Below are 25,444 nucleotides of genomic sequence, written 5' to 3' on the forward strand. Positions count from 1 at the left end.
GTACATATATAATAAAGTCGCAAAAGTAAGTCCGAGAAGTTGAACTTTTTTACTATGTTTGCAAGAGCATAATTAAAAATAGTAATGAAGACACTGGTACACACAGAGAAAGAACATATCGAGGAGATTATCCGTAGTTGCGATGTCTGTTTCGTCGGACTGGCTGATACGGATGGTACGCCTTACGTTATACCCATGAACTTTGGCTATCGGAACGGTGTTATCTATTTACATTCAGCGCAGGAAGGCCGAAGTATCTCAATCCTGGAACGTAACCCGAAGGTTTGCATCACCTTCAGCACCGACCATGATCTGGTATTCCAGCATCCCGAAGTGGCTTGCAGCTACCGTATGCGTTCCAAAAGCGTTATCGCATGGGGTAAAGTGCGGTTTGAAGAAGACTTCGACAAGAAAACGGAAGCGCTGGATATAATTATGAAACAGTATTCGGACAAGGAATTCCGTTATTCCGACCCGGCTGTGAAAAACGTAAAAATATGGCTGGTAGACCTAGATGAAGTAACATGCAAAGAGTTCGGGGCACCGCACAAGAAATACTAAACATTTAAGAGAGTGAATATATGAAAAATCTGTTAGCAATATTTTTAATGGTGTTCCTGTTCGCTTCATGCGAAGGACCGATGGGCCCTCCGGGACGAGACGGGGAAGATGGCGGTATAACCTACTGGATATTTGACAAGGATATACAAGTTAAGTCAAGCGACTGGGAATTAGTCGACAATGGTAATAACGAACCTTTTTACATGTATGAGTACAGAATTGCCGATAAAGATTTCGACATATATCAGGATGCTTATAAAGAAGGCTTAATTACCTGTTACATGTATCTGGATCACGGCGAAGACAAAGAAGCACAAACTGCATTACCCAACCCTGTCAATCGAATAGATAAAGAGAATAATATCTGGACGGAAACCTATGCAGCCGAATACACCAAAGACGGTTTCATCATCTTCAAAGTGACATTCTCCGACTTCTTTACTGATCAACGGCCGCCGGAAACGCATTTCAAAGCAGTTATAACCTATTAAAAGTACACATATATCAGATATTTAATGTACTTTTGCCCAAAATAAGACTTTCAAAATAATGGGATTGCAAAAGCATAGCAAGGTATTGAATGAAACAGTAGAAAAGCTTTCGGACGAATGTTCATACAAACAACTGTTTCATGCCTACCGCGATGAAGAGGCATTGCCTTCAGGTGAAGTACTGGAGGAGATCATTGACTTGTGCCGTGCAATCCTGTTTCCTGGCTATTACGGGAATGCGCGGATCAGTACACAGACGATCCGTTTCCATACCGGGGTCAATATTGAAAAGTTGCACGAGCTGCTCAGCCGTCAAATCTATGCGGGCCTTTGCCTGGCCGACACCAGCTGTACTTCCTGTGCGGAAGAGCAGATCCTCAGCCAGGCAGAAAAACTTTCCGAAGCGTTCATTTCCACACTGCCGGAAATGCGCTGTCTGCTTGCCACCGATGCCGAAGCCGCCTACAACGGTGATCCGGCAGCACAAAACATCAATGAAGTTATCTTCTGTTACCCGGGCTTCCGGGCAATAGGCAATTATCGTATAGCGCACCAGCTTTATAAGTTGGGCGTTCCTTTTATACCCCGGATGATCACCGAAATGGCTCATTCCGAAACCGGTATCGACATTCATCCGGGAGCTCAGATAGGACATTATTTCTCTATCGACCACGGCACGGGTACCGTGATCGGCGAAACCAGTGTGATCGGGAATAACGTACGCATCTTCCAGGGTGTCAGCCTTGCCGGAGAAAAGCTGCCGCCCGATGAGAACGGGAACGCGATCCGCGGTGTCCCCCGCCATCCCATCCTGGAAGACAATGTGACCGTCTACTCCAACGCGACGCTATTGGGGAAAATACGGGTCGGCAAAGGTGCCACGATATGCGGCAACGTCTGGATCACCGGAGATGTTCCCCCCGGTGCTGTCATTACACAAAATAAAGTAACTAAATAAATATCTTTTCTTACAACGCACGCAAATGAATAACGAGACATTTGAAATGGTGGCCAAAACCCTGTACGGGTTAGAAGAAATACTGGCCGGTGAGTTATTAGCTATAGGCGCCAACGATATAGAAATTGGCCGCCGGATGGTATCCTTCACAGGAGATAAAGAAGTGCTTTACAGAGCCAACTTCTGTTGCCGCACCGCCTTACGCATCCTGAAACCGATCTATCATTTCAAGGCAAAAGATGCCGATACGGTTTATAAGGAAGTGAAAAAAGTCGTATGGGAAAACTATATGTCACTGGACAAGACGTTCGCGATCGACTCCGTGATCTATTCAGAAGATTTCAATCACTCTAAATTCGTGGCTTACCGTACAAAAGATGCGATCGTTGACTACTTTATGGAGAAGCACAACAAACGTCCTTCCGTACGTGTGAACAATCCCGACTTATACATCAATATACATATCTCGCACAACGATTGTACCTTGTCTATCGACAGTTCGGGCGAGAGCCTTCACAAACGCGGATACCGCGTGGAACAGACCGAAGCACCGCTGAACGAAGTGCTGGCTGCCGGTATGATCCTGAAGACAGGCTGGAAAGGCGAATCCAATTTCGTCGACCCGATGTGCGGTTCCGGTACGCTGCTGATCGAAGCGGCTATGATCGCCCTGAACATCGCCCCGGGTATCCACCGCAAGGAGTTCGCTTTCGAGAAATGGATCGACTTCGACCAGGAACTGTTCGACCGCATCTATAACGACGAAAGCCAGGAACGCGAATTCACTTTCAAATGCTACGGTTCGGATATCAACCCGGCCGCTATCGAGATCGCCCAGAAGAATATCCGTAGCGCAGGCCTGGCCAAATACGTCGAACTGAAAACGATGCCTTTCCAGCAATATACGGAAGCACCGCAACCGGGTATCCTGGTAACCAACCCGCCTTATGGCGAACGTATCTCCTCCCGCGACCTGCTGGGACTTTATAATATGATCGGCGAACGCGTCAAACATGTGTTTACCGGATATAAAGTATGGATACTCAGCTACAAAGACGAATGCTTCGACAAGATCGGCCTGCGTCCCAGCGAACGGATGAAGTTGATCAACGGCTCGCTCGACTGCGAATACCGTTGTTACGAAATATTTGAAGGAAAGAACAAAGACTATAAGAAAGCATTGAACGAGGAAGGCGCGGAAAGAACGGAAGATTCCGCCTCACGTCCGAGACCCTCATTCCCTGAAAAAAGATATGACACCCGTCCTGCAGGTCGCCCGAACTTCAAGACCGATCGCATGGATCGCCCCGACCGTCGTTTTGCCGCGGCTCACAGTGAAGACGAAAACGAACGTACATCCGCAGCACCGGGAAAACGTTTCTTCGGCGAAGAACGCGGTGACGGCCGTCCTGCCCGCAAACAGTTCGGAGGCGAACGTGGTGAACGCCCGGTTCGCCCGATTCTGCACAAAGCCGGTGAAAAACGTCCCGTCAAAATGCGTTACAAAGACGAAGACGACAGGTTCTCTAAAAACAGAAAGAACTTCGGAGACAGAAAACGCGGAGAAGGCCGTCCATTCAAGAAACCATTCAGAAGAGAAGACAACGATGACTTTGAAGATTAAACACTTCCTGGTTCTTTGCGTGTTCGCTTTATCTACATCCATGACGCTGATGGCACAGGACAAACAACTCACATTACACGACCTGCTTCCGGGAGGGAAGACACACAATAAGTTCGTCCCGGCCAGTCTCAAACAGCTACAATGGTGTGGGGACACTTACCTGTATGTCAAAGGAGACAGTATGATATGCGGCGTACCCGAAAAGAAAGAGCAGGTTGCCTTTACACGCAGCCGACTCAATGAGGCGCTTTCGGCAGCCGGACTTCCGACGGTAGGCAGTCTGCCCGGATTTTCTGTTCCCTATAAGGACCAGCCGGTACTGGCTTTTACCAGTAAAGGCCACCGCCTGCATTACAATTTTGCCGAAAACAAGATAATTGGCAATTATCAGCTGGACAACAAAGGATCGAACTATAACTTCTGTCCGGCCAATAACTGCCTGGCATTCACGGTGGGGAACAACATACAGATTCTTTCACCGGAGAATCAGACGAGTATTGTTACACGTGAAACAAAAGACGGAATCGTATGCGGACAGGCAGTCCATCAACGTGAATTCGGCATCAGCAAAGGACTGTTCTGGTCACCGGCAGGTTCCGCCCTGGCTTTCTACCGGATGGACGAGAGCATGGTCACAGACTATCCTATCGTCAATATCGACGCCCGCCAGGCAAAAGCCGAACCGGTTAAATATCCGATGGCCGGCATGAAGAGCCATGAGGTAACAGTCGGTGTGTACAACCTCTCGACAGGCGAAACCGTCTGGCTGGAAACCGGAACCCCCAAAGAAAAGTTTCTTACCAACATCGCCTGGAGCCCGGATGAAAAGAGTATCTATATTGCCGAACTGAACCGCGAACAGAATGAGATGAACCTGGTTCGCTATTCTGCCCTGACCGGCAAGAAAGAAGCCGTTCTTTTCACAGAAACGAACGAACATTACGTTGAACCGCAATATCCGGTACTCTTCCTCCCGAACGATCCCGGCAAATTCATCTGGCAAAGCCAGAAAGACGGATACAACCACCTGTTTCTGTATGACACCACCGGCAAACAACTAAAGCAACTGACACAGGGAGAATGGGTAGTCACCCAGGTAATCGGTTTCGATGCCAAAGGCGAGAACCTGTTTATCACTTCCACCCAACCGCACATACGGAGTTCGTTCAATTACGGCACTCCGATGAATGTAAACGGCTGGAAGCTGAATCTGAAGAAGGGGGAGACATCCCTGCTGACACCGAATGCCGCCCTGGAAAGTGTACATAACCTTTCGGTCAGCGCCTCCGGCAAATATGCGATCGACAGTTACGACGCTCCGAAAATCCCGCGCATCATCAACCTGATCCGGACCAAAGACGGCAAGGAGATCAAAAACCTCCTGACCGCCCGGGACCCATACAAAGGCTACACACTGCCGGAAATAGAAGCTGGTACCATAAAATCTGCCGACGGTACAACCGACCTGCATTTCCGCCTGGTCAAACCTGTCGGACTGGATGAGAACAAGAAATACCCGACCATCGTCTACGTCTACGGCGGCCCCCACTCACAACTGGTAACGGGTGGCTGGCAGAACGGCGTAAGAGGCTGGGATATCTATATGGCACAACGCGGCTACGTGGTTTTCACGGTCGACAACCGCGGCACATCTAACCGGGGATTCGCTTTCGAAAGCGTGATCCACCGCAACTTGGGTGTCAACGAGATGGCCGACCAGATGAAAGGCGTGGAATACCTGAAATCGCTTCCTTACGTGGATGCCGACCGTATCGGTGTGCACGGATGGAGCTACGGCGGCTTCATGACGACCAACCTGATCCTGACGCATCCCGATGTTTTCAAAGTCGGTGTTGCCGGCGGTCCGGTGATCGACTGGAGCAACTACGAGATCATGTATGGAGAGCGTTATATGGACCGTCCGCAGGATAATCCGGAAGGGTATAAGAACGCCAACCTGAAGCTGAAGGCAGGCAACCTGAAAGGCCATCTCCTCCAGATACACGGCGACATCGACCCGGTAGTAGTATGGCAACATAGCCTGGGCTTCCTGAAAGCCTGCGTGGATGCAGATACCTATCCCGATTATTTCGTCTACCCCCGCCACGAGCACAACGTGACAGGCAAAGACCGCCCGCATCTCTACGAGAAGATAACACGGTATTTCGATGACTACTTGAAGAATACGAACAAAGAGTAACTGTTTCCCCTCTTGAGAGGGGAAACAGTTACCATCAGATAATATAATAAACATAACGATATGAACATTCTATTATTAGGCTCCGGCGGCCGCGAACATGCAATAGCCTGGAAGATTTCCCAAAGTCCGAAAGTGGATAAGTTATTCATTGCCCCCGGCAACGCAGGTACTGCACAGGTGGGAACCAATGCATATATCAAGGCGGACGATTTCGCCGCCATCAAAGATTTTGTACTGGCTAACGATGTGAACATGGTTGTTGTCGGTCCGGAAGATCCGCTGGTAAAAGGTGTTTACGACTTCTTCAAAAACGACGCCTCGCTGGCCGGCATCCCCGTGATCGGTCCGTCCAAAGCCGGAGCGCAGCTGGAAGGCAGTAAAGACTTTGCCAAAGCATTCATGATGCGCCATAACATACCGACCGCCCGTTACAAGAGCATCACAGCCGAAAATATCGCCGAAGGATACGCCTTCCTCGAATCGCTGCCTGCCCCTTACGTGCTGAAAGCCGACGGACTGGCTGCCGGAAAAGGCGTACTCATCCTCGAAACGCTGGAAGAAGCGAAAAAAGAACTGGGTGACATGCTGAACGGTATGTTCGGCGATGCCAGCAAGACAGTGGTTATCGAAGAGTTCCTGACAGGTATCGAATGTTCGGTATTCGTCATGACCGACGGTACGAACTACAAAGTACTCCCCGTAGCCAAAGACTACAAACGGATCGGCGAAGGCAATACCGGCCTGAACACCGGCGGTATGGGTGCCGTTTCCCCTGTTCCATTTGCCGACGAGGGGTATATGGCCAAAGTGGAAACACAGATCATCCGTCCGACCATCGAAGGTCTGAAAGCGGAAGGTATCGACTATAAAGGCTTCATCTTCCTGGGCCTTATCAATGAGAACGATCCCAAGGTGATCGAATACAACTGCCGTATGGGCGACCCGGAAACGGAAGTAGTCATGCTCCGCATCCAGAGCGACCTGGTAGACCTGCTGGAAGGCGTGGCCGAAGGCAACCTCGACAAGCGCACCCTGACAATAGACCCGCGTGCAGCCGTTACGGTCATGCTGGTAAGCGGCGGTTATCCCGAAGCCTACGAAAAAGGCAAACTGATCTACGGACTGAACGACATCACCTCCGACAACATCATCTTCCACGCCGGCACCGTCTCCGCCAACGACCGGATCATGACCAACGGCGGACGCGTCATCGCTGTCAGCTCTTACGGAGCCAATAAGGAAGAAGCCCTGGCCAAATCATTCGCCGGAGCAAAGACCATCATGTTCGACAAGAAATATTTCCGAAGCGACATCGGGTTCGATTTGTAAATGAACAATACATACAGCTATTCTCGCAGACACACCATTTCGGGACCGGCAACTTTTGCCTGTACCCTGATGGCCTGTGTCGCCTGCTGGATCGTGAGTTACCTGAACTCGGTCGGCTATCCGGTGTATGGAGAAGTGACGGCACCGCCCCTATGGAATGCTATCTGTCAGGTATTGCCCGGCAAGGCTTTCACCTATGCCATCGGCATGCTGCTGATGTTCGGGGGCGCCTTCCTGCTCCACCGTGCCAATTATGTCCTGGTGCTGATCCGCGAGAAGACGTTGTTGCCTTTCCTGTTTTATGTACTGTTCATCAGTACCAACCCGGATTTTCTGCCGCTGAAATCCACCTCAGTCGGCGTATTCTGCCTGATTCTGGCCATCTATCAGCTATTCACCTCTTACCACGACCCCGGTGCCAAGAGCAAAGCCTACAATGCCTCCCTGCTGATCGGGATCGGAAGCCTGCTATGGGTACATATCCTCTGGTTCATTCCTCTGTTCTGGATAGGGATGTATAACTTCAGGAGCTTGAGTATCCGTACCTTTCTAGCCTCCCTGCTCGGTGTAGGTACCGTCTACTGGTTCCTGCTGGGTTGGTGTATCTGGTTCCGCGACTTCACGCCGTTCACGATTCCGTTTGCCACGCTGTTCAAGATACGCATCCTGGCCGCTGCCGGCATCGGGTTGCTCGACTGGGTCGGAATCATCGCCATCGCCATACTGACGGCTGTATCCGCTATCAACATCATCACGCACGAATACGAAGATGTGCTGCGTACACGCCAGTTCCTGTCCTTCCTGATCTGCATGTCGGTGTGGGCCTTTGCACTCTATTTCCTGTACGAGCAGGCATCGGAAGAGTTTCTGGAGACAGCTTGTATCCCCTCTGCCATACTGATCGCCCATTTCTTCACCGTCATGCGGGGTAAGATCGTTTTCTGGACCTTCTATTCCACCATTGTTCTATTTATCGCTCTCTTGTTTCTACGCCTATGGAATTTCTTATAGAATACGGATATATCGGGGTGTTCATCGCCTCTTTCCTCGCAGCGACGATCCTGCCTTTCAGCAGCGAAGTCGTCCTGACCGGTGTTTTACTGGCTGGTTCTGCCTACTGGCCCTGCATGGTCGCCGCCACACTGGGCAACTTCCTGGGCGGCATGAGTTGTTACTGGCTCGGCATGCTGGGAAAAGTGGAATGGATCGAGAAATACCTCAAACTGGATGCCAAAAAGCTGCAAAAGGTACAGGACTGGATTGCCGGTAAAGGCTCCTGGATCGGTTTCTTCGTCTTCCTCCCCGGCATCGGCGACTTTATCGCGGTAGCGCTCGGTTTCCTGCGCGCCAACGTCTGGATCGTCGCCATCTCCATGTTCCTGGGCAAAGCCATCCGCTATTGGGTATGGATGGAGTTTGTTTATAAGGTACAGGGAATGTTTTAAACTTTCTTTCCCTTATTATACTACCTGAATGATGACTTCCGTAAAGATACTACCGCGGCGCACATAGATGGAGTATTCTTTCGAATCGGTCCAATAATAATAGGTAACAGTCAATTTACCACCATCGGTCGTTATCTCGAATCCATTGGATGTTGAGTATAAGAACTCGACATCTTTCGGAAAATCCATTTCCACCACATCACCGCTGTTACTCACCTCACCGATCACGCTGCCGTATTCCGGCAAGCCTTGCGGATCGGGATAGACGGGGGCATATTTAACTACGGCTCCCACATTGACTGCCGTTCCCGTATTCGCTATATCCTTCACGATTTCAGATTCAACATAAAACTGGTAATAAGAGGCTTCGAGAGCAATCGCAGGTTTTCCGGAAGGAAATTCGAGTATCGAATTGCGATTGAAGGCCTGATAAAGGCATCCCGGTAACACGGCCGCCTTCCGCACGAGTCCGTCTCCGACCCTGGGAGGAACAACCTTTCCAATCCCGTTTGCACCACCGAGTTCCACAAGCAGGCACGACGAGCCACTGAAATTGTTTTCATCCGTGATATAAATGTCCGAATTGCCCAGATACGTTTTTCCGTTATCCTCATTGAGCATATTCAATGTGGTGACATCCTCCAATTCTACTGAATCATCATCGGAACAAGATGTTGCGAAAAATACATTCGCAACAAACAGAAGTTGAAATAATAGCTTCTTTTTCATCATTTCTTAATTAATAGTTTTACAATAGGAAACACACACAAAGTATTTATGTTATTCCGCCAGCCACTGATTCAGCTGCGTCAAGATCTTTTCCTTCATATCTTCAGGCATATTACCGATGCGGGCACGATGGCTACCGCGGGGCTGGAAGTAGACCTGTTCATTCTTCTTTCCTTTGAAAACCGGAGCATGGGCTGCACTCCACGGGTCGATTTCACCGTAAATAAAGATCATCTTCGGATCATTGTCCTTCAGAAAATCATAAATCTTATGGTAAAGGGCGGGGCGGAACTCGACCTTGCCGACCAGCTCTTTGGGCAACATGATGCGGTTCAGATAACCTTTGCTACTGTCGATGGTGAGGTATTTCTTGAACGGCTTCGTGTCATATCCGTAATAACCCAACTCGCGGGCGGCCTGAACAAAGAAAGAAATAGTAGGTTGGTTCTCCGCAAAATAGTCGGGACTGCTGATATCCATCAGGTGTTTGAACAGCGTCGGGGTATCGGAATGGAGAGAAGGAATAACAGATACGGACGTTCCCCACTGCCATAAGGCAAAAGGATACTCCAGCACGCAATAATCGAGCACTTCGGGCATCGGGATACGGTATTCCAGGTTCTTTTCTTTGGAAAAAGCCTCCAGCAAAGGGATAATCTCTTCTTTGCGTTTCAAGACCTCCTTCTGGAACGCTTCTATCTTGCGGCGCTCCTGTTTTGTACCGACCTTACGGAGGAACGGTTCGTGGCGACCGTCTTCAACCCCTTTGCACAGCGGACCGACATAAGGGACGGAGATGTCCACGTCGTCCGGGAAAAAGGCACGGTAAAGCATGGTAGTCTGGCCGCCTTTGCTGATACCGGTGCTGATCCATTTGCCGGTATAAAGCTGCTTGAAAGTCTGGTTGACGTTATGCAGGTCGTAAGCGGAATTTTCGGCAGTCAGATAATCCCAGTTGCAAGGTTCGGGTGTGGATTCCAGGAAATAACGATACTCCACAAAGACCAGGTTGGCATTCAGCAGCTTGGTCAGTTCCTCCTCGTATTTGGGATTCAGGGCATAAGCGCCGCCATATCCTTCGGTGACAATAACGGTCGGACGGTCGAAACCGACATGGCCAACAACAACGCGCTGCGTGAAAGTGCCGGCCTCCGGATTCTTAGGGTCGACAAGCTGGGTGATACGTACAAGATACTTTTCGGGATAAACGTCCGATTCCAGTTGTTCGACACTGGTGATCCCTTTCAGGGCGGCAAGCTTCTCCTTCAGTTCGCCCGGCGCGGCAAAGGCAGCCAGGGTACAGAGAAAAGAGAGAAGCAGAAGATTGAATGTTCTTCTCATGGCTTATTCTTTTTTGTTATTTATTGTTCTTATCAGTCCTTCATATTTGGCTCGTTTCACAGCCGACCCCGCAAAGATACGATTATAATCGTCGCGGGTAAAGCAGCGAAGGTCTTCTTTTTTCAAAGACAGGAAAGCCGGGGAAGGAGAAAAAGCCGCTTCACGGGTAGGACTGGCAAAGCGGTTCCAGGGACAGACCTCCTGGCAGGTGTCGCAACCGTAGAGGCGGTCGCCCAGGCGGGAAGCCTGTTCGGAAGGGATATCGCCTTTATGCTCGATCGTAAGGTAAGAGATGCACTTGTTTGCGTTCAGGTGGCCGGGACGTTCCAGGGCACCTGTCGGACAGGCATCGAGGCAACGGCGGCAAGCACCGCAACGGTTCTTCTGAGGGGTGTCATAATCCAGTTCCAGGGTGGTGACGATCTCTCCGAGAAAGAAAAAGGAACCTTTGCCGGGGATGATCAGGTTGGTATTCTTCCCGATCCAGCCAAGGCCGGCTTTCCAGGCCCAGTAACGCTCCAGGATGGGAGCGGAGTCGGTGAAGAGGCGGGCGGCAGGAAGGATGAAGTCAGCCTGTCCCCGTGCTTGACATGGGGTCGCCGAGGAACTGATCTCCTCATTTTCCGGTCGAAGCGGCCTGCTCACTTGCGGCCCCGTGTCAAGCACGGGGACAAGGCTTGTTATGTACTCCCAGAGCTGCCGGAGTTTGTCTTTCACAACGATATGATAGTCCTTTCCATAAGCATAATAGGAAATGCGCGGGGAACCGGGAGATTGCTTCTGTGGCGGATAGTAATTAAGAGCCACGGAAATAACGGAACGGGCACCTTCCACCAGCCCTGCAGGATCAAGCCGGATATCACGGTAGTTCTCCATATATTTCATGCCGGCATGACATCCTTCGGCTATCCACCGGTCAAAAAACAAAGCTTCGGTGTCTGCGGAAGCCACTTCAGCTATTCCGCAGGCATCGAAGCCTAATTCCTTCGCTTTGTTCTTTATTAATATGGATAAACTATGCATCTCAACTAAATGGGAACCTCAACATTCTGTCATGACGGGCTTGACAGATTATTCAAACACCTTAAACACATACCCTTCCTGCTGCAACCACTCGATAGCGCGGGGCATGGCTTCGCGCATGTTCGTTTCGGCTTTCAGGGAGTCGTGGAAGACAATAACGGAGCCGTTACGGGTATAGTTCTTTACCACATTGAAGACACCGTTCGGGGTCATGTGAGGACTGTAATCGCGGGTCACCACGTCCCACATGATGATCTTGTACTTCCGGCGCAAGGCGACAACCTGCGGAAAACGCATATGCCCGTGGGGAGGACGATATAAATCGCTCTGAATATATTCGGCAGCCTTCTCTATGTTATCCAGATAATTCTTCGTCCAGTATTGAAGTCCCTGGATATGATTGTAAGTATGGTTCCCTACCCGGTGGCCGCGATCGAGCACCATCTGATAGATATCCGGATGTTTGCGGACATTATCCCCCACACAGAAGAAGGTAGCCTTCACTCCATATTTATCGAGTATATCCAAAACCCAAGGGGTAACCTCGGGAATTGGGCCGTCGTCGAAGGTGAGATATACACACTTCTCCTTAGCCGGTATCCGCCAGATTACCCCCGGGAACAGGACCCTGTAAAACCAGGGCGGTTGTTCTATAAACATACGTTATTTATTTCCACGCACCGAACCCCAAGCCATCCGGTAGTTGTCAAACTCTTCCTGATACTTAGCAGCGAATTCGGGATTATAATGTTTGCTGACTGTCAGCACTTGATTCATGACAGCCAGGTTATGTTCCAACTCTCTCGTTACAGAAGCCAGCTGAGAAGGTCTCAGACGGAAGAACCAGTCGATATTGCGCATTGCATTCTCTGCAATTCCGGTAAAGACCTCTTCTGCCTTTTCCGTCTCATCGAGTGCATAATACAACTCTCCGGTAGAAAGAGCAGTCCAATCCAACGGTACATTTTCCGGTGGCAGTACTTCCATACATTTGTTCAGTACATTCAACGCCTTCTCCTTCTTACCTTCCTTCAACAGGTCTTCAGCCAGTTTATTGAACAATGCTCCACGGTAGCTCTTGCACATACGCATCACGTTTTCATCGATGTAAACGCCCGGTTTGTCTACGCCACCCCATTTGAACTTGTTCATCACGTTGTCGTACATCTTTTCCGTGTTGGTGCCTTTGTTCGCCTGCTTCGGAACGATCTGGTAAGCCAGACCGGTCTGTTCGAAGTAACCGTCCAGACCGACAAACTGGTCAGGATTTACGGTGATCGCATAATAAATAGGACGTTCCCAGTTATTGGTCTGCAACATATCCAGAATCATCAGTTCCTGTTTGCCCAAAGCAGTCTTACCTTTCAGGCTGATTGTCATTTCCTTCAATAAACCGGTCGAATCGGTAGCCAGGCCTTTAGCAACGGCTGTCGCCGAATCCACCTTATAGATAAGCGTTTCCGAAGGGATATAGTCGAGTTCCTGATTGAAACCAGGTATCTTCTTGAATTTCGGATCATTGCTACGTACAAAGTTCAGCCCGGTACTCAGGTCGATAGGTTTATCCATCATCGGGACAATATAGGCAGCATCACGCGTACCCTGTATGTAATCGGCACGGTCCCATGAAATAGGCAGCGGAGCCGATTCGTACGCCTGTTTCTTCATCTGGTCGATATACCAGTCTGTCTGCAAATAACTGGTGTTACATACGCGGACATCGGTACGGATACCCTCCACTTCCTGCGCATACCACAACGGGAAAGTATCGTTATCGCCATTGGTAAAGATCACGGCATTCGGTTCGCACGATTCCAGGTAGTTAGCACCGAAATCACGGCAAACATAACGTCCCGAGCGATCATGGTCGTCCCAGTTCTGCCCCGCCATCTGGATAGGCACGAACAGGCACAGTACTGTCGCAACAGAACCTGCCACCACCGGAGACAACTTGCCGTACTTCTGCATCAGCTTCGCCAGGGCCGCGACACCGAACCCGATCCAGATACAGAAGGCATAGAAGGAGCCTGCATACGCATAGTCTCGTTCACGCGGTTGATAGGGCGCCTGGTTCAGATAGAGCACGATAGCGATACCTGTCATGAAGAACAGGAAGAAAGTGATCCAGAAACTCTGGATACCACGCTGTCCGGAATAAGCCTGATACAAAAGTCCCAGGATACCGAGCAGGAGCGGTAACATATAATATACATTATGTCCTTTATTGTCAGCTATATCGGAAGGCATGTTGTCCTGCGGACCTACAAGCACCTCGTCGATTGCCTTGATACCGGTAATCCAGTTACCGTTCATCACTTCACCATTTCCCTGGATATCATTCTGACGGCCGGAGAAGTTCCACATAAAGTAACGCCAGTACATGAAGTTCAGCTGATAGGCAAAGAAATAACGCAGGTTTTCGGCAAACGTCGGCTTCATCACCGTCACGTTCTCACCGCAACGGTTGAACTTCACAGGTTCTCCCTTGAACTGAGACCATTCCTTATAAGCTCCCACATGCGCATCCACATTGCTGTACATACGTGGGAAAAGCATATTCAGTTCGTCTACATATTCATATTCCACATCGTGGCGCGAAACAAAATATTTGTCTTTTTCACTCGGATCTTTCTTGATGACGCGGCTCCATACAGCTTCACCTTCCTTGGTTACAGGAGCGCAGTTACCGCCCTGGTTCTCGCGCTGTACTTCCGAAGCAAACGTCTGTCCGTACAACAACGGTGTTTTACCATATTGTTCACGAGCCAGATAAGAACGCAAAGTGAAAATATCGCTCGGTGCATTCTGGTTCATCGGCGTATCGGCCGTCGCACGGATCATCGTCAGTGCATAAGAAGAATAACCGACAACGATCACCATCAGGCAAACCAATACGGTATTCAGCATCTTGATATTCACCTTCTTGCTCATAAACAAATAAGCAGTCAGGGCACCTGTCAGAATAACCGCCAGCACATAGCCGCTTCCGATAAACGGCACACCTACCAATACGATAGACAGGATAAACGCCACCTTCATGCGCACCGGATTAATTTCATCGCGCATCGTTTCCCAGATAGACCAGATCAGCACGGCGGCCAATACAATCACATAGGCAAATACACCTGAATTGTAAGGCATTCCCAACACATTGACAAACAACAGTTCGAAATAACCGCAGACTTCAACCAGTCCCTGTACGACACCATACATCATCAGTCCGACGATCGCGAACGAAACCAACAACGCATAAATAGTTCCCTTCATCGTAGGATTCGGGAATTTCTTATAGTAATAAACCAGCACGATAGCCGGGATACAAAGCAAGTTCAACAGGTGGACACCGATACTCAACCCCATCAGATAAGCGATCAGTACGATCCATCGGTCGGCATGCGGACGGTCAGCCGCCTCTTCCCACTTCAGGATCAGCCAGAAAACCAATGCAGTAAACAGAGAAGAATAAGCATATACTTCACCTTCCACGGCACTGAACCAGAATGTATCGCTAAATGTATAGGCCAATGCTCCTACCAGACCGCTACCCATAATTGTGATCATCTGACCCAATGAGATTTCACTCTCATCGTCCACCATGATCTTACGGGCCAGGTGTGTGATACTCCAGAACAGGAACAGGATTGTCAGCCCGCTAAAGAGTGCCGACATCGAATTGACCATTTTAGCCACTGTGGAAGTATCCGACGCCAGCTGCGTGAACAGGTTGGCCGTCAACATAAAGAACGGTGCTCCGGGCGGATGCCCAACTTCCAGTTTAAAAGCAGAAGAGATGAACTCACCACAATCCCAGAAACTGGCAGTGGGTTCGATAGTCATCAAATAAACGGTTGAAGCGATCAGAAAAACGATCCATCCCAACACGTTGTTGATTAGTTTATACTTTCTCATGTTTGTATAAAGTGTGATAATTAGTTGTCAAATTACGCCATCCTCACACGGACAGTCGGCCGCAAAGGTAAGCATTTACGTTTAATACCAACGCCTTAATACTCCATAAATTGTATTGAAGAGATTAGAATTATATTAAAAAAAGTCTGATTTTTAGCTGACTGAAGATGACAATAATATGACACGGATGTCATATAGCAAAAACCGCCTTTTCATCGGTTACTTTGATCAGATTACCTCTGCCAGTTTCCAGGCTTGAATATGTTTTATGCCCTTATTGGAAGGATACGAAATCTCATCAAAAGAAACTACATACTTATCATAATTATCCTGAATTGCTTCCAAAGGCGCATATTCACGACGGACCGTTTGCTCATCTGACAACAAGTAGGTACTTTGCAAATAAAGAATATGATCCCCTTTCATAGCGACAAAATCAACTTCTTTATCCCGCATAGCACCGACATACACATCATATCCGGAACGCCGCAATTGTAAATAGACAAGATTTTCCAGCTTATAACCGATTCCGTAGGCAAAACCCGGATAAAGATAATTTTTATAAGCAAGGTCATTAATGTAATATTTGCAATTGCCGGAAATCGTCTCCTTTCCTCTTATATCATAACGTTCAACTTTATGAATAAGAAACGTATCTTCTATATAGCCAATATAGTTAGAAATAGTATCATAGGTTGTTTTCCGCTTCTTGCTTTTAAAGAAATTCAAAATATTGGTTATCGAAATCAGGTTAGAGGCATTGTTCACAAGATATATAAAAATATCTTCCAATAACTTAGGGTCCTTTATGCTATTTCGTTGTATAATATCCCTTAATAATACGGTATCTTTAATTGCCGCAACATAATTACGCCTCGTCTCATTGTTAGGTAAGATAAATAATTCAGGTAACGCCCCACTTTCCATATAGTCTAAATAACTTTGCCTGTGATCGTCTTTTCCGGTTATCCCGATATATTCCTGATAACTAAACGGAAATATCTCAAAATTCACATATCGTCCGGACAAAAGAGTGGCAAGTTCTCCTGATAACATCTTTGAATTAGAACCACTTATAAAGATTTCATAATTATCAGCAAAATTCTGAGAATAAGAATTCACAAAATGCTCCCATCCTGTAACATTTTGTATCTCATCAATAAACAACCAGACTTTTCCTACAGGTTTTAATGCTTCTTTATATTGTTTCAACAAGATTTCCAGATCATGATAATCTTTTACGCAATCAAAATCCGTAAACTCTTTATTGATATAAAATATATTCTGAGGATTAATACCGTCCTGAACCAATCTGTAAGCAATTTGCCTAAGTATATAGCTTTTACCAGCACGACGTTGACCGACAAGCACTTTGACTAACCTGTTTCCTATATAATCAAAAATTTTATCTGTATAACCAACCCGTATAAAACCTAATTCAGGAACATTCCCATTCCAAAAATTATACTTTACCAACAATGCAAAATTTTCTTCCATACTCGAAAATATTTCTTCAAATGTAAGAATATTCTTCCACACTCGAAAATTTCGCACTACTAAAATCACATTTTCGGTCTTACTCTTTTAATTAGACTATTTTATAAATCCTTTTTCTTCAAAAAATCCGATAAAAGGTTTTATCCGTTTGCTATAAACAGGTCGTTCAATTATCTTCATAATTTTATAAGTCATAACTTATAAACATCAGAAAATATCATCCTGTATAAGTTATGTTTGATAACCTAATAATGATACAACATATTCTATTACAAAGACCGGGGTGAGTGCGATTTTATCGCGATTGGAAAGAGACATGTCCGCGAGTCCCATTGCTTAAACCATTCGCACTGAAACGCCATTGAGTATTATTCCCGTTGGGGTTGTTGGCATGCCACCAGTTTGTAAGTGTTGTACCGACTGTACCCACCCAATAAATATAATCCTGATCATTACTTAACTTCCCGGTACTGCAATCAAAAATCAACACATAGGGAGAATTCCGACCCGGAAAAATGGAAATATCTGTCCTTACCTGAGTTCCACCGGTGAAAGAGGCACTTCCCCCCTCTTCGGAATCAATAACCATAGAAGCATCGGCCCGCGTGGCTATCAGACCCGGATCATTCGAACCAATCTCATATGCAAGGTTAAAAGCTGTTTTCTTAACCAGGACGCCCTGGAGTTCCGTAACCATCAGAACCTGCGAACATTGGTAATCGTTCAATGCTTTTTTCGTTTGTAGATTTATACTATGCAAATCACCTTTTAGTCTTGCAATATGCCCCGGATAAATTCTCAACGGATCGGTAACCTCCTTGGTTGCATTAAGCTCAAACTCATCATATTCATTCACGATTATATAAGGACGCAGCAATGTATAAGTCTCATCATAACTCCTCGAAGAGTACATCTTTTCATCGTCATCATATGCGCACGAAGCTAAAACAGTACCTACCGTAACCAATAAAAGCAATAAACGAAATTTTAAATTCAGAGTATCCATAATCGTATTTTCTTTAATTAATACTTTTCTTACTTCCACCCACAAACCTTATCTTTCATTCGTTCCGGAGCAAAGATACACCAATGTTAGAATTCCCGAACAGATAATGCCCGAATTATGAGAACGTTTCGCATTTTTAAGATATTCTCATCCGGTAATACAGCAGGTCATCATCTATAAACATTTTATTATTCAAGAATGACAAAAAAAAAAGATGACATAACAATCAGGACGATATCTGCCTCCAGTTTATGGCATATCTAGTAGTAAACCATAACTGAGGCAAAAGAAGGGCGTCGAAAACCAGACGCCCTATCTTTCTATGGAATAATTGTACGATTATACTATTTTTGTAATTGATAACTTGCAAGGCTTTGATGATTTGAGTTTCTTAAGCTATAAATATAAAATTGCGAATCATTAATATCAGCATCATATGCAATATAGTTATATATACAATTAGGATCTGATTCTCCCCATGTACCACAGCCATCGGAAACAGAGTATCTTCTTTTTTTAGAATCTGTTCCAGTATACTCTCCATAAAGGGTGCTTGTTCCAAAGTTTAATAAAAAATGTTCATGTATATATGTTCCTGCCGGAGCCCTATCGACAACTTCTTTTATGGCAGTCCAGCGTTCACTATGTCCCATTCGTGTAAGATCTTTTGCATAAGATAAAGGCTGCATTTTATCATCAATAACAGGCGCTATATCATATCCATTATCTGTTTTTATAATTTCAAATTTACCTTCTTTTATCCATTGATTCCAAGAATCAATAACATTGAGTATAAATTTATACAAATCTTCTGCTATTCTGATTTCCGCCCCTGATTTCAACTTTGGAACAAGCCGGCCATCCACTACTGACAAATGTTTTTTTACTCTTTCCAAAGCCTTCATATAAACAATATTATTATATGCTTTATCTCCAACAAGACCAGTATGGTAATCATAGGGTGCAATGGCATCATCTGACATCAGTTGTTTTGTTTGTAAAAAGTCAGAATCAGCAAACTGGAGTTTCTTAGCTTCCCGCCATGATTCTTGGTTTTTCTGGTTTATATCATCATTTTTTTTCTGATCAATCGTCAATATTTCCGCATTGATCTCTGTTGTTACTTCTGAATTTTCTGTTTTAGGAGATTCAGTTGTATTAAACTCGCATTGGCACATAAGGAGTCCTATTAATGCTACCGATAAATAAATTAAGCCTCTCTTCATAATTGTAGATATTTATAATTACATTAGAATAAAATGTATTAATCTTATAGATTATACGAGATAAACTGTAATAACAGTAGGATCAATTTCATTATTTGATTTACACTTTTAAAATTATGTTATTTACATACAAATCAGACACATTATGATCCGATTAGAGATTTAAGAAACTCTCTTCAAAGTCAAAATACCTTTATAAGCCCCCTCTCCATTTGTTCCTTTTTCCAATCCCATTGTATCCTTATCTGATTGAATCAGCAACCAATGACCGTTTAAAACCCCTCCATTTTCAACAATTAAAACTTTTTCCTCAATGCGATACTCGAAGGTACTCTCAGTCGGTTGATCCATAGTTTCCCATTTCAGACTATATCGTCCCTTGGTTTCTGACTCAAAGAAAATCCCAGCATTTGCAGTTGTTGATACAGGCTCCCCAAACGATGCTATGTAAGATTCATCGAATGTACCTTTCCACTGTGTTTGTTTTAGAGAGGCCGCACTAAAGTTAAGACTATTTTTATGATCATCGCTATCGCAACCAGATAAAAATAAATTCAATGAGAAAAACAATAAAATCTGAACAAGTCTCATACTGAAATTTTTTAATTTATAACCCAATAATATTATATGAATTAGCTAAAGACGCTATCGAGATATTTTTATCCGGCAATGATTCCACCCAATTTCTTATCCCATATATATCAAGCACTTCATCATCACCTTCATCTACAAAATAAGAAAAACAAATACGAGTAGACGGATCATAAATATATTGCATACTCGTCTTTTCATAATAAAACTTGTAAAAGTTTTTCTCTTTGAATCCTGCAAGATTAATACAAAGAGGTGATCTCAAATTAGGATTCAACCTCGTTCTTTTATTATATCCGATTTCTATATCAGAGCTAAATAATTGAGATTTCTCAGCAGAAATCTTCTCGACTTTTTTCATGAATACCGCATCATCTTCATTCTTTCTTAATTCTTCATCTGTAGCGGTGGCTGCTAAACCATCACTAAGTATAATCCTATCAGCTTGTCTTGTTACCAAAACGGCAGCAACATCATATACAGCCTCGTATGAAGATGTTGCTCGAACCATTACTCTAACAATTTCAATATAAGGATATACTAAACTTGTATAGGTTGGCAACACTTCATTAAAAGTATCATCAAAACGTTGTTTGAAGTTTTTCTCCAGCACAAAATCCGATAATGGATATAAACTATTATCTTTTACATCTATCATTGTATGATTTGATACATTATTAAGCGAGCGCATCCATGATGTTAAATCTACATTCAGGTCTTTAATGGCTTTAACATTCACAACCGCCTCTCCTCCATCTCGTACTCCTCCGTATGTTTTTATACTAACATAGGTATTGTTACTTTTAAAAGTATTTGTCTCATCATTATGATTAGATCCCGTAATCCCCAAGTTACCACTTGTACTATTACCTTTATAATTCAGTGATGCATTCATCGACTTATCCATATCTTTTTCTTTAACATCCGTACGGTCTTCTGATGTTGCATTACCTGCATAAATAGCATAAGCTTTTCCACCGGTTAAATAACCAGTCAAAACAAAATCACCATAACTATCAAGTGTTGACGATATAGGAGAATTATACAAACTTCTAATAAATGATTTTGTTAAAAACTGTCTGGCAAATAATTTTCTCGTAGCTTCTGAATTTTGTAATGAAAACTGGCTATTCGTGAAATTAATACTAAGTTCACCATACGTTGCTTCCTTCGTATTATCTATTACCGTTTTGAAGACATCAGTAGTTGTTTTCGTTTTACCTAATGTGAAAATCTTCAAGTTAAGAGAAAAACCAGATGTTATTTTTTTCGTGATTGTCGAATTATACTGGTATCTTTCAAACGTATCATAAGCAAAACTCTTTGTCTCGGTAATATTTAATTTTATGCCATCAACATAATTCGGGTCGTATGCTTTTACAGCATTCAGGTCAATCACCGGATGACTGACATTACTAAAATCTCCCAAAATGTAATTTCCATTTTTAAGATTATAAGCTCGCCCAAGAAATGCGTCAGAGTTTCCTGTTTCACCAGATATATCTCCTTTAGTCTGTAATTTATTGATATCAAAAGGTTTTATCTTAGGTAAATTAGGGTTTCTAGGCTGAATAATAACGTTCCCTTCTTTCTCCGAAGACTGATTTCCGGGAACATTACTACTTTTATCTAATTCATCAGAACAGGATACTAATATCGCTGTCATTAATATTGTCAGAGAAATAATAATATTTTTCATACTTTATTTACTTAAAAAATTATTCGTGATAAAACTGATTTCAGGGTTTTATTTCTTCGCCTGTATCCAAGTCTAAGAATCTAAAAAGGTCTTTCGGATATTTATCGTCTCTTAATGTTGTACAGATGACTCCACGCCATGTTCCGTTAATCTTAACCAGTCTTTCACCTCCACCATAATTACATGTCATATATGCTGTATATTTAGCTGATACATTGTAGTTCTCTAAAAAACTCGTTGCTTCTATTTTACAGTTAGCCGGGGCTAAACCTTCGATATCAAAAGATAAAGTTCTTTCTATTATTTGGGTTGTAGTAGAATAAAGCATATCCGTTTTTTCACGAATAGGGTCTGGGTCATCCTTCGGAGCAACAGGAAGAGGTAAAACTAGGCTCTCAGCTTCTACTGTTGGACGATAATACATATCACTAGCGTTATTCGGAATGATTTTTAAAGCACTGTTTTCAGTAAAAGAATATTCATCTTTTGCATAAAGAGCTCCCTTAATAGTAAAAGGTCTCTTTTCGTCTGTTTGATTTTTACCATATGTAATCAGTTTCATTGGAGCACGTTTTGTTACAGTAGAGCCATCTTTGTGAAACTCTATGTGATGTAATGTAAAATCATCAACAGGTGAAATAGAAAACTCTTGTTCTGGTTTTTTTGTATACTGACCAAAACCTAGCTTTACATCACTCTTTGTTTCAAGCACATAATTAAAAATTGACCATGGATTATTGGGATCTGCCTGCCCTAAATAAGATTGACTTTCAATTACAAAATATCCCTTATATGACGATGAAGGAATAAGGTCCCAATCGGCTGACATTAGAGATCCGGTATTATTTGATCTTGCAAATAAAACTTTATTATTGGGGTCATTTTCGTACTGTCCGACAGATAAAGGTGTACCTGTATCATTCGAATAAATTAGATAAGGTATACCAGACGAACTTGGTAACACCTTTAAATAGAACCGGCAAGTACGGAAGTTTATCCTAGAAGATAAAGTGATTTCTTTACCTATACCATTTGATGATAAAAAACCTTCATTCCCTCTAGCCCGAATATATATTGGCATTTCTCTGATTGCATACATATTGGAGGAATAATCAGGATCATCCGCATTATAATAGACAGTTGCCTTTTTTGCTTTAGCCATTTCAATTAGATTAGAATCAATAACTAGTGGAATGATAACAGATAATGAATCCTCACCATTCAGAACTTTTGTTTCTATTTTGGATACATCATTCTCGTGGAAGATTTCAACTTCATCTTGTGAACAGGCAAACATTCCAAGAAGTACGGCTACTACGAAAAAATAATAAAAACTCTTTTTCATACCTTTGATATTATTATGCTTTTTACTAAAAAGCGTTATACAATACTTTCACTCACTAATTTTATTTAGCGATTTTCCTTTGGAATATTTTATCCCATGGTTTTAGTATCAATTCATCCAAGAATAAATTCACCCCCAAGGCAATCATCCCATTGATTTTTCAACTCAACAGAATAAGTTCCAGGTTCAAATTCACTCAAATCAATTGTAACACAATCCGTCTCCGATGCCGGAATCATTTCTTCATAAAGTACCTTTCCGTCTTTCAATATACATATAGTTATATCGGAACGTTGAGTACTACTATGAATGGATAAAACACCATCATTAACAAAAGCGGAGATTGGAATTGAAGAAGAAATGGAACGTGCACATTCTTCCCATCTTCCATAAAATGAAACACTATTGTTTCCCTCCGCCGAAACACTCTGCAGTAATAGACTACTGAAAACAAAAAATACGCATAATGCCCACGCAAGCTTTTTGAAGATCTTTTTCATAACAATAATTTTATAAATTTCTACCCTACAAAGGTATGCGGTTTATAATAGATACGGGTAAAAACTAATGGACAACAAGGTGGACAGGCAAAAACACTCTAAAGCTTAATAATAAGCACTTTAAAAACATGGGGCAAAGGTAAAATGTGGACAAGGATTTTCTCAGTACTTCCAAAGATAAGTATCAATGGATGTTTCAACCCCTAGCGGAGTCTTTAGATGCTGATTGATCCGTTCTTTCAAACGTTGCTTGCGTTTGGTTACGGAAGAGGGAGAAATGGCAGTCAATGCAGCTATAGTAGAATTATTCAATTGCAACTTTATCAAGCAACACATTAGGAGATCACTATCTGTTAAAGAAAAGTCATTCCTCAAACGCCCAATCAGATTCGGATAAACGATATTTATTGACTCAAAAATTTCAGGCCATTGAGATTCCTCTATATATTTTGGATCAGACTTTAAACAATCGAGTATATTTATATGCTTAATTAATTGAAAGCACAGGTATCTTTGTCGTTCAAATAAATAAGTATTTTCTGCAGTCAGCCGTTCATACGTTTTTAGCACCTCTCCTTTTTCCTTCAAACTGGAAATATATTTCTTTATATCATTCTGCAATATTTCATTTTGAGTCTGTAATGTTGCATTATTCTGGCGGATTCGTTCCATTTCCGCCATTTGATCATTTATATGTTCCTGCGAACCTATATTCTCCTCTATTTGAGAAGATAAGACTCCTATAAGATTTTCATTCTCATGAATTATAAATTCATTTTCATGTAATTGTGTTAAACGCACCTGTAACAGATCTTTATGTTCTTTAATTATACGTTCTTTCTTTACCAATTTTTGCTGATAACTATATATCAGTACACATATTATTATTAATAATGCAATCACTCCCCATAATATACTGTTCTCTAATTGATTATTTATATTCAATAGTTTCTCCTGATCATACTTTGCCTGAATTTTTGCAATTTCAGAAGTACGATTTATGTTATCTATAGAATCCTTATAAACCCAATATTGCTCATTATACTTAATCGCATCCTCATATTTTCCTAAGTCCCTACATAAATAATACAAAATATGTACTGCATCTTGCTTTGTATAAGGATTAATAGTATTTAATGCTTTTTCCAAATAACAGTAAGCAGAATCAGATAATCCCATATAATAATAGGTTTCTCCGATTCCCAAATAGGTTTGTGATAAAGCAGAAACATTATATATCTCTTTTATCTCCTTTGATTTCTGTAGATAGTACATAGAAGAATCAAGCATAGATAAGGCTTGATATACCGTCGATATTTCCCCATAAGCCAATGTTAAAGCATTTAAACTCCCTGACTGCTCCGCAATCTCTATCGCTTTTTTATAATAATCCAACGCCTCTTGCGGATTATTGTTAAGCATTGAAACACGCCCTAAATAGGAATAAGAATTTGAGATGAGCGCACTGTCCTTTAATTGAATTGAATAATTCTGTGCATTCACATAGGCATCCAAAGCCAGATCAGTCAAATTACGATAAGCATATAATGTCCCCAAATGAATATTTATCAAATAAAGCAGTTTATAATCCGTCGTATTCTTCGCCACATCCCTAGCCTGTAAGTAATAATCAGTTGCCTCTTCCGCATTATTCATATCATGGTTAACCCGTCCTTCATAATATAACGCTGTCGCTTTCCTCACCGGATCATCCTGTTTTTCAAAATAAGCCAATGCTATATTGATCAAGGAATCAGAAGTATGCTTTACATAGTTTTTATCACGTGCCTGAGTAATCAACAAACACCACGTAGCATATTGAAATTTATCTGACGGAGAGGGTACTTCCATTGAATCCAATACCACCAGGGCACTGTTCGGGCAACGTTGCATAAGCGACTCTGCATAAGACAGTTCCGGCAATAACTCTTTGGGTTGTTCAGTACACATCGCGAAAGAGAACAGACAGA

At 43.7% G+C, this 25,444-nt stretch carries 21 protein-coding genes; 8 read left to right on the forward strand and 13 right to left on the reverse strand.

What is annotated here, in order from left to right:
* Window positions 1-84: 84 nt before the first annotated feature.
* From DWW91_RS04295 to DWW91_RS04330, 8 genes are read left to right on the forward strand one after another with little or no spacing between them, the layout of a single operon-like run.
* Window positions 85-561, forward strand: a complete 477-nt coding sequence (locus DWW91_RS04295; protein ID WP_009860318.1) for a pyridoxamine 5'-phosphate oxidase family protein — start codon at window positions 85-87, stop codon at window positions 559-561.
* A gap of 20 nt (window positions 562-581) precedes the next feature.
* Window positions 582-1,052 (forward strand): hypothetical protein, encoded by a 471-nt coding sequence (locus DWW91_RS04300; protein ID WP_009860319.1) that lies wholly within the window; start codon window positions 582-584, stop codon window positions 1,050-1,052.
* Window positions 1,053-1,110: 58 nt separating this feature from the next.
* Entirely contained in the window at window positions 1,111-2,010 is a 900-nt protein-coding gene (locus tag DWW91_RS04305; RefSeq protein WP_122327042.1) for a serine O-acetyltransferase, read from the forward strand.
* 25 nt (window positions 2,011-2,035) lie between these two features.
* Entirely contained in the window at window positions 2,036-3,634 is a 1,599-nt protein-coding gene (locus tag DWW91_RS04310) for a class I SAM-dependent RNA methyltransferase (protein WP_009860321.1), read from the forward strand.
* Window positions 3,618-5,834, forward strand: a complete 2,217-nt coding sequence (locus DWW91_RS04315; RefSeq protein ID WP_122327043.1) for a DPP IV N-terminal domain-containing protein — start codon at window positions 3,618-3,620, stop codon at window positions 5,832-5,834. The genes DWW91_RS04310 and DWW91_RS04315 overlap by 17 nt, the downstream gene beginning before the upstream one ends.
* 60 nt (window positions 5,835-5,894) lie before the next feature.
* Window positions 5,895-7,163, forward strand: coding sequence for a phosphoribosylamine--glycine ligase (gene purD / locus DWW91_RS04320; RefSeq protein WP_009860323.1), 1,269 nt, complete (start codon window positions 5,895-5,897; stop codon window positions 7,161-7,163).
* On the forward strand, window positions 7,164-8,174 hold the full coding sequence (locus DWW91_RS04325; RefSeq protein WP_010801063.1) for a hypothetical protein: 1,011 nt from the start codon (window positions 7,164-7,166) through the stop codon (window positions 8,172-8,174).
* Window positions 8,159-8,608, forward strand: a complete 450-nt coding sequence (locus DWW91_RS04330) for a YqaA family protein (protein ID WP_122327044.1) — start codon at window positions 8,159-8,161, stop codon at window positions 8,606-8,608. Before DWW91_RS04325 ends, DWW91_RS04330 begins: the two co-directional genes overlap by 16 nt.
* Before the next feature lie 15 nt (window positions 8,609-8,623).
* Here the strand turns inward: DWW91_RS04330 and DWW91_RS04335 are convergent, their stop codons facing one another.
* The 13 genes from DWW91_RS04335 to DWW91_RS04395 form a co-directional block, all read right to left on the reverse strand.
* Window positions 8,624-9,340 (reverse strand): DUF5036 family protein, encoded by a 717-nt coding sequence (locus DWW91_RS04335; protein ID WP_009860326.1) that lies wholly within the window; start codon window positions 9,338-9,340, stop codon window positions 8,624-8,626.
* A 48-nt stretch (window positions 9,341-9,388) separates the two neighbouring features.
* Complete coding sequence (locus DWW91_RS04340; protein ID WP_122327045.1) at window positions 9,389-10,678, reverse strand: S28 family serine protease; 1,290 nt, start codon at window positions 10,676-10,678, stop codon at window positions 9,389-9,391.
* Window positions 10,679-10,681: 3 nt separating this feature from the next.
* The gene (queG, locus tag DWW91_RS04345) at window positions 10,682-11,701 is read right to left on the reverse strand and encodes a tRNA epoxyqueuosine(34) reductase QueG (RefSeq protein ID WP_122327046.1); all 1,020 of its coding nucleotides are present in this window, start codon (window positions 11,699-11,701) and stop codon (window positions 10,682-10,684) included.
* Window positions 11,702-11,749: 48 nt separating this feature from the next.
* A complete protein-coding gene (locus DWW91_RS04350) occupies window positions 11,750-12,361 on the reverse strand; it encodes a polysaccharide deacetylase family protein (protein ID WP_009860329.1) in 612 nt (203 codons plus the stop codon).
* Between the two features lie 3 nt (window positions 12,362-12,364).
* The gene (locus DWW91_RS04355) at window positions 12,365-15,610 is read right to left on the reverse strand and encodes a DUF2723 domain-containing protein (RefSeq protein ID WP_122327047.1); all 3,246 of its coding nucleotides are present in this window, start codon (window positions 15,608-15,610) and stop codon (window positions 12,365-12,367) included.
* 228 nt (window positions 15,611-15,838) lie between these two features.
* Window positions 15,839-17,107, reverse strand: a complete 1,269-nt coding sequence (locus DWW91_RS04360; RefSeq protein WP_122327048.1) for an ATP-binding protein — start codon at window positions 17,105-17,107, stop codon at window positions 15,839-15,841.
* Window positions 17,108-17,402: 295 nt separating this feature from the next.
* Entirely contained in the window at window positions 17,403-18,113 is a 711-nt protein-coding gene (locus DWW91_RS04365) for a hypothetical protein (protein ID WP_122327049.1), read from the reverse strand.
* 344 nt (window positions 18,114-18,457) lie between these two features.
* Window positions 18,458-19,339 (reverse strand): hypothetical protein, encoded by an 882-nt coding sequence (locus tag DWW91_RS04370; RefSeq protein WP_122327050.1) that lies wholly within the window; start codon window positions 19,337-19,339, stop codon window positions 18,458-18,460.
* Between the two features lie 162 nt (window positions 19,340-19,501).
* Complete coding sequence (locus DWW91_RS04375) at window positions 19,502-19,930, reverse strand: hypothetical protein (protein WP_122327051.1); 429 nt, start codon at window positions 19,928-19,930, stop codon at window positions 19,502-19,504.
* A 16-nt stretch (window positions 19,931-19,946) separates the two neighbouring features.
* A complete protein-coding gene (locus DWW91_RS04380) occupies window positions 19,947-21,629 on the reverse strand; it encodes an MAC/perforin domain-containing protein (RefSeq protein WP_122327052.1) in 1,683 nt (560 codons plus the stop codon).
* 40 nt (window positions 21,630-21,669) lie between these two features.
* Window positions 21,670-22,974, reverse strand: coding sequence for a hypothetical protein (locus DWW91_RS04385; RefSeq protein WP_122327053.1), 1,305 nt, complete (start codon window positions 22,972-22,974; stop codon window positions 21,670-21,672).
* 113 nt (window positions 22,975-23,087) lie between these two features.
* Window positions 23,088-23,474, reverse strand: a complete 387-nt coding sequence (locus tag DWW91_RS04390; RefSeq protein WP_122327054.1) for a DUF3244 domain-containing protein — start codon at window positions 23,472-23,474, stop codon at window positions 23,088-23,090.
* Between the two features lie 162 nt (window positions 23,475-23,636).
* On the reverse strand, window positions 23,637-25,424 hold the full coding sequence (locus DWW91_RS04395; protein ID WP_233584403.1) for a tetratricopeptide repeat protein: 1,788 nt from the start codon (window positions 25,422-25,424) through the stop codon (window positions 23,637-23,639).
* Window positions 25,425-25,444: the final 20 nt, after the last annotated feature.

Source organism: Parabacteroides sp. AF17-3 (assembly GCF_003635445.1).
GTDB lineage: Bacteria > Bacteroidota > Bacteroidia > Bacteroidales > Tannerellaceae > Parabacteroides > Parabacteroides goldsteinii.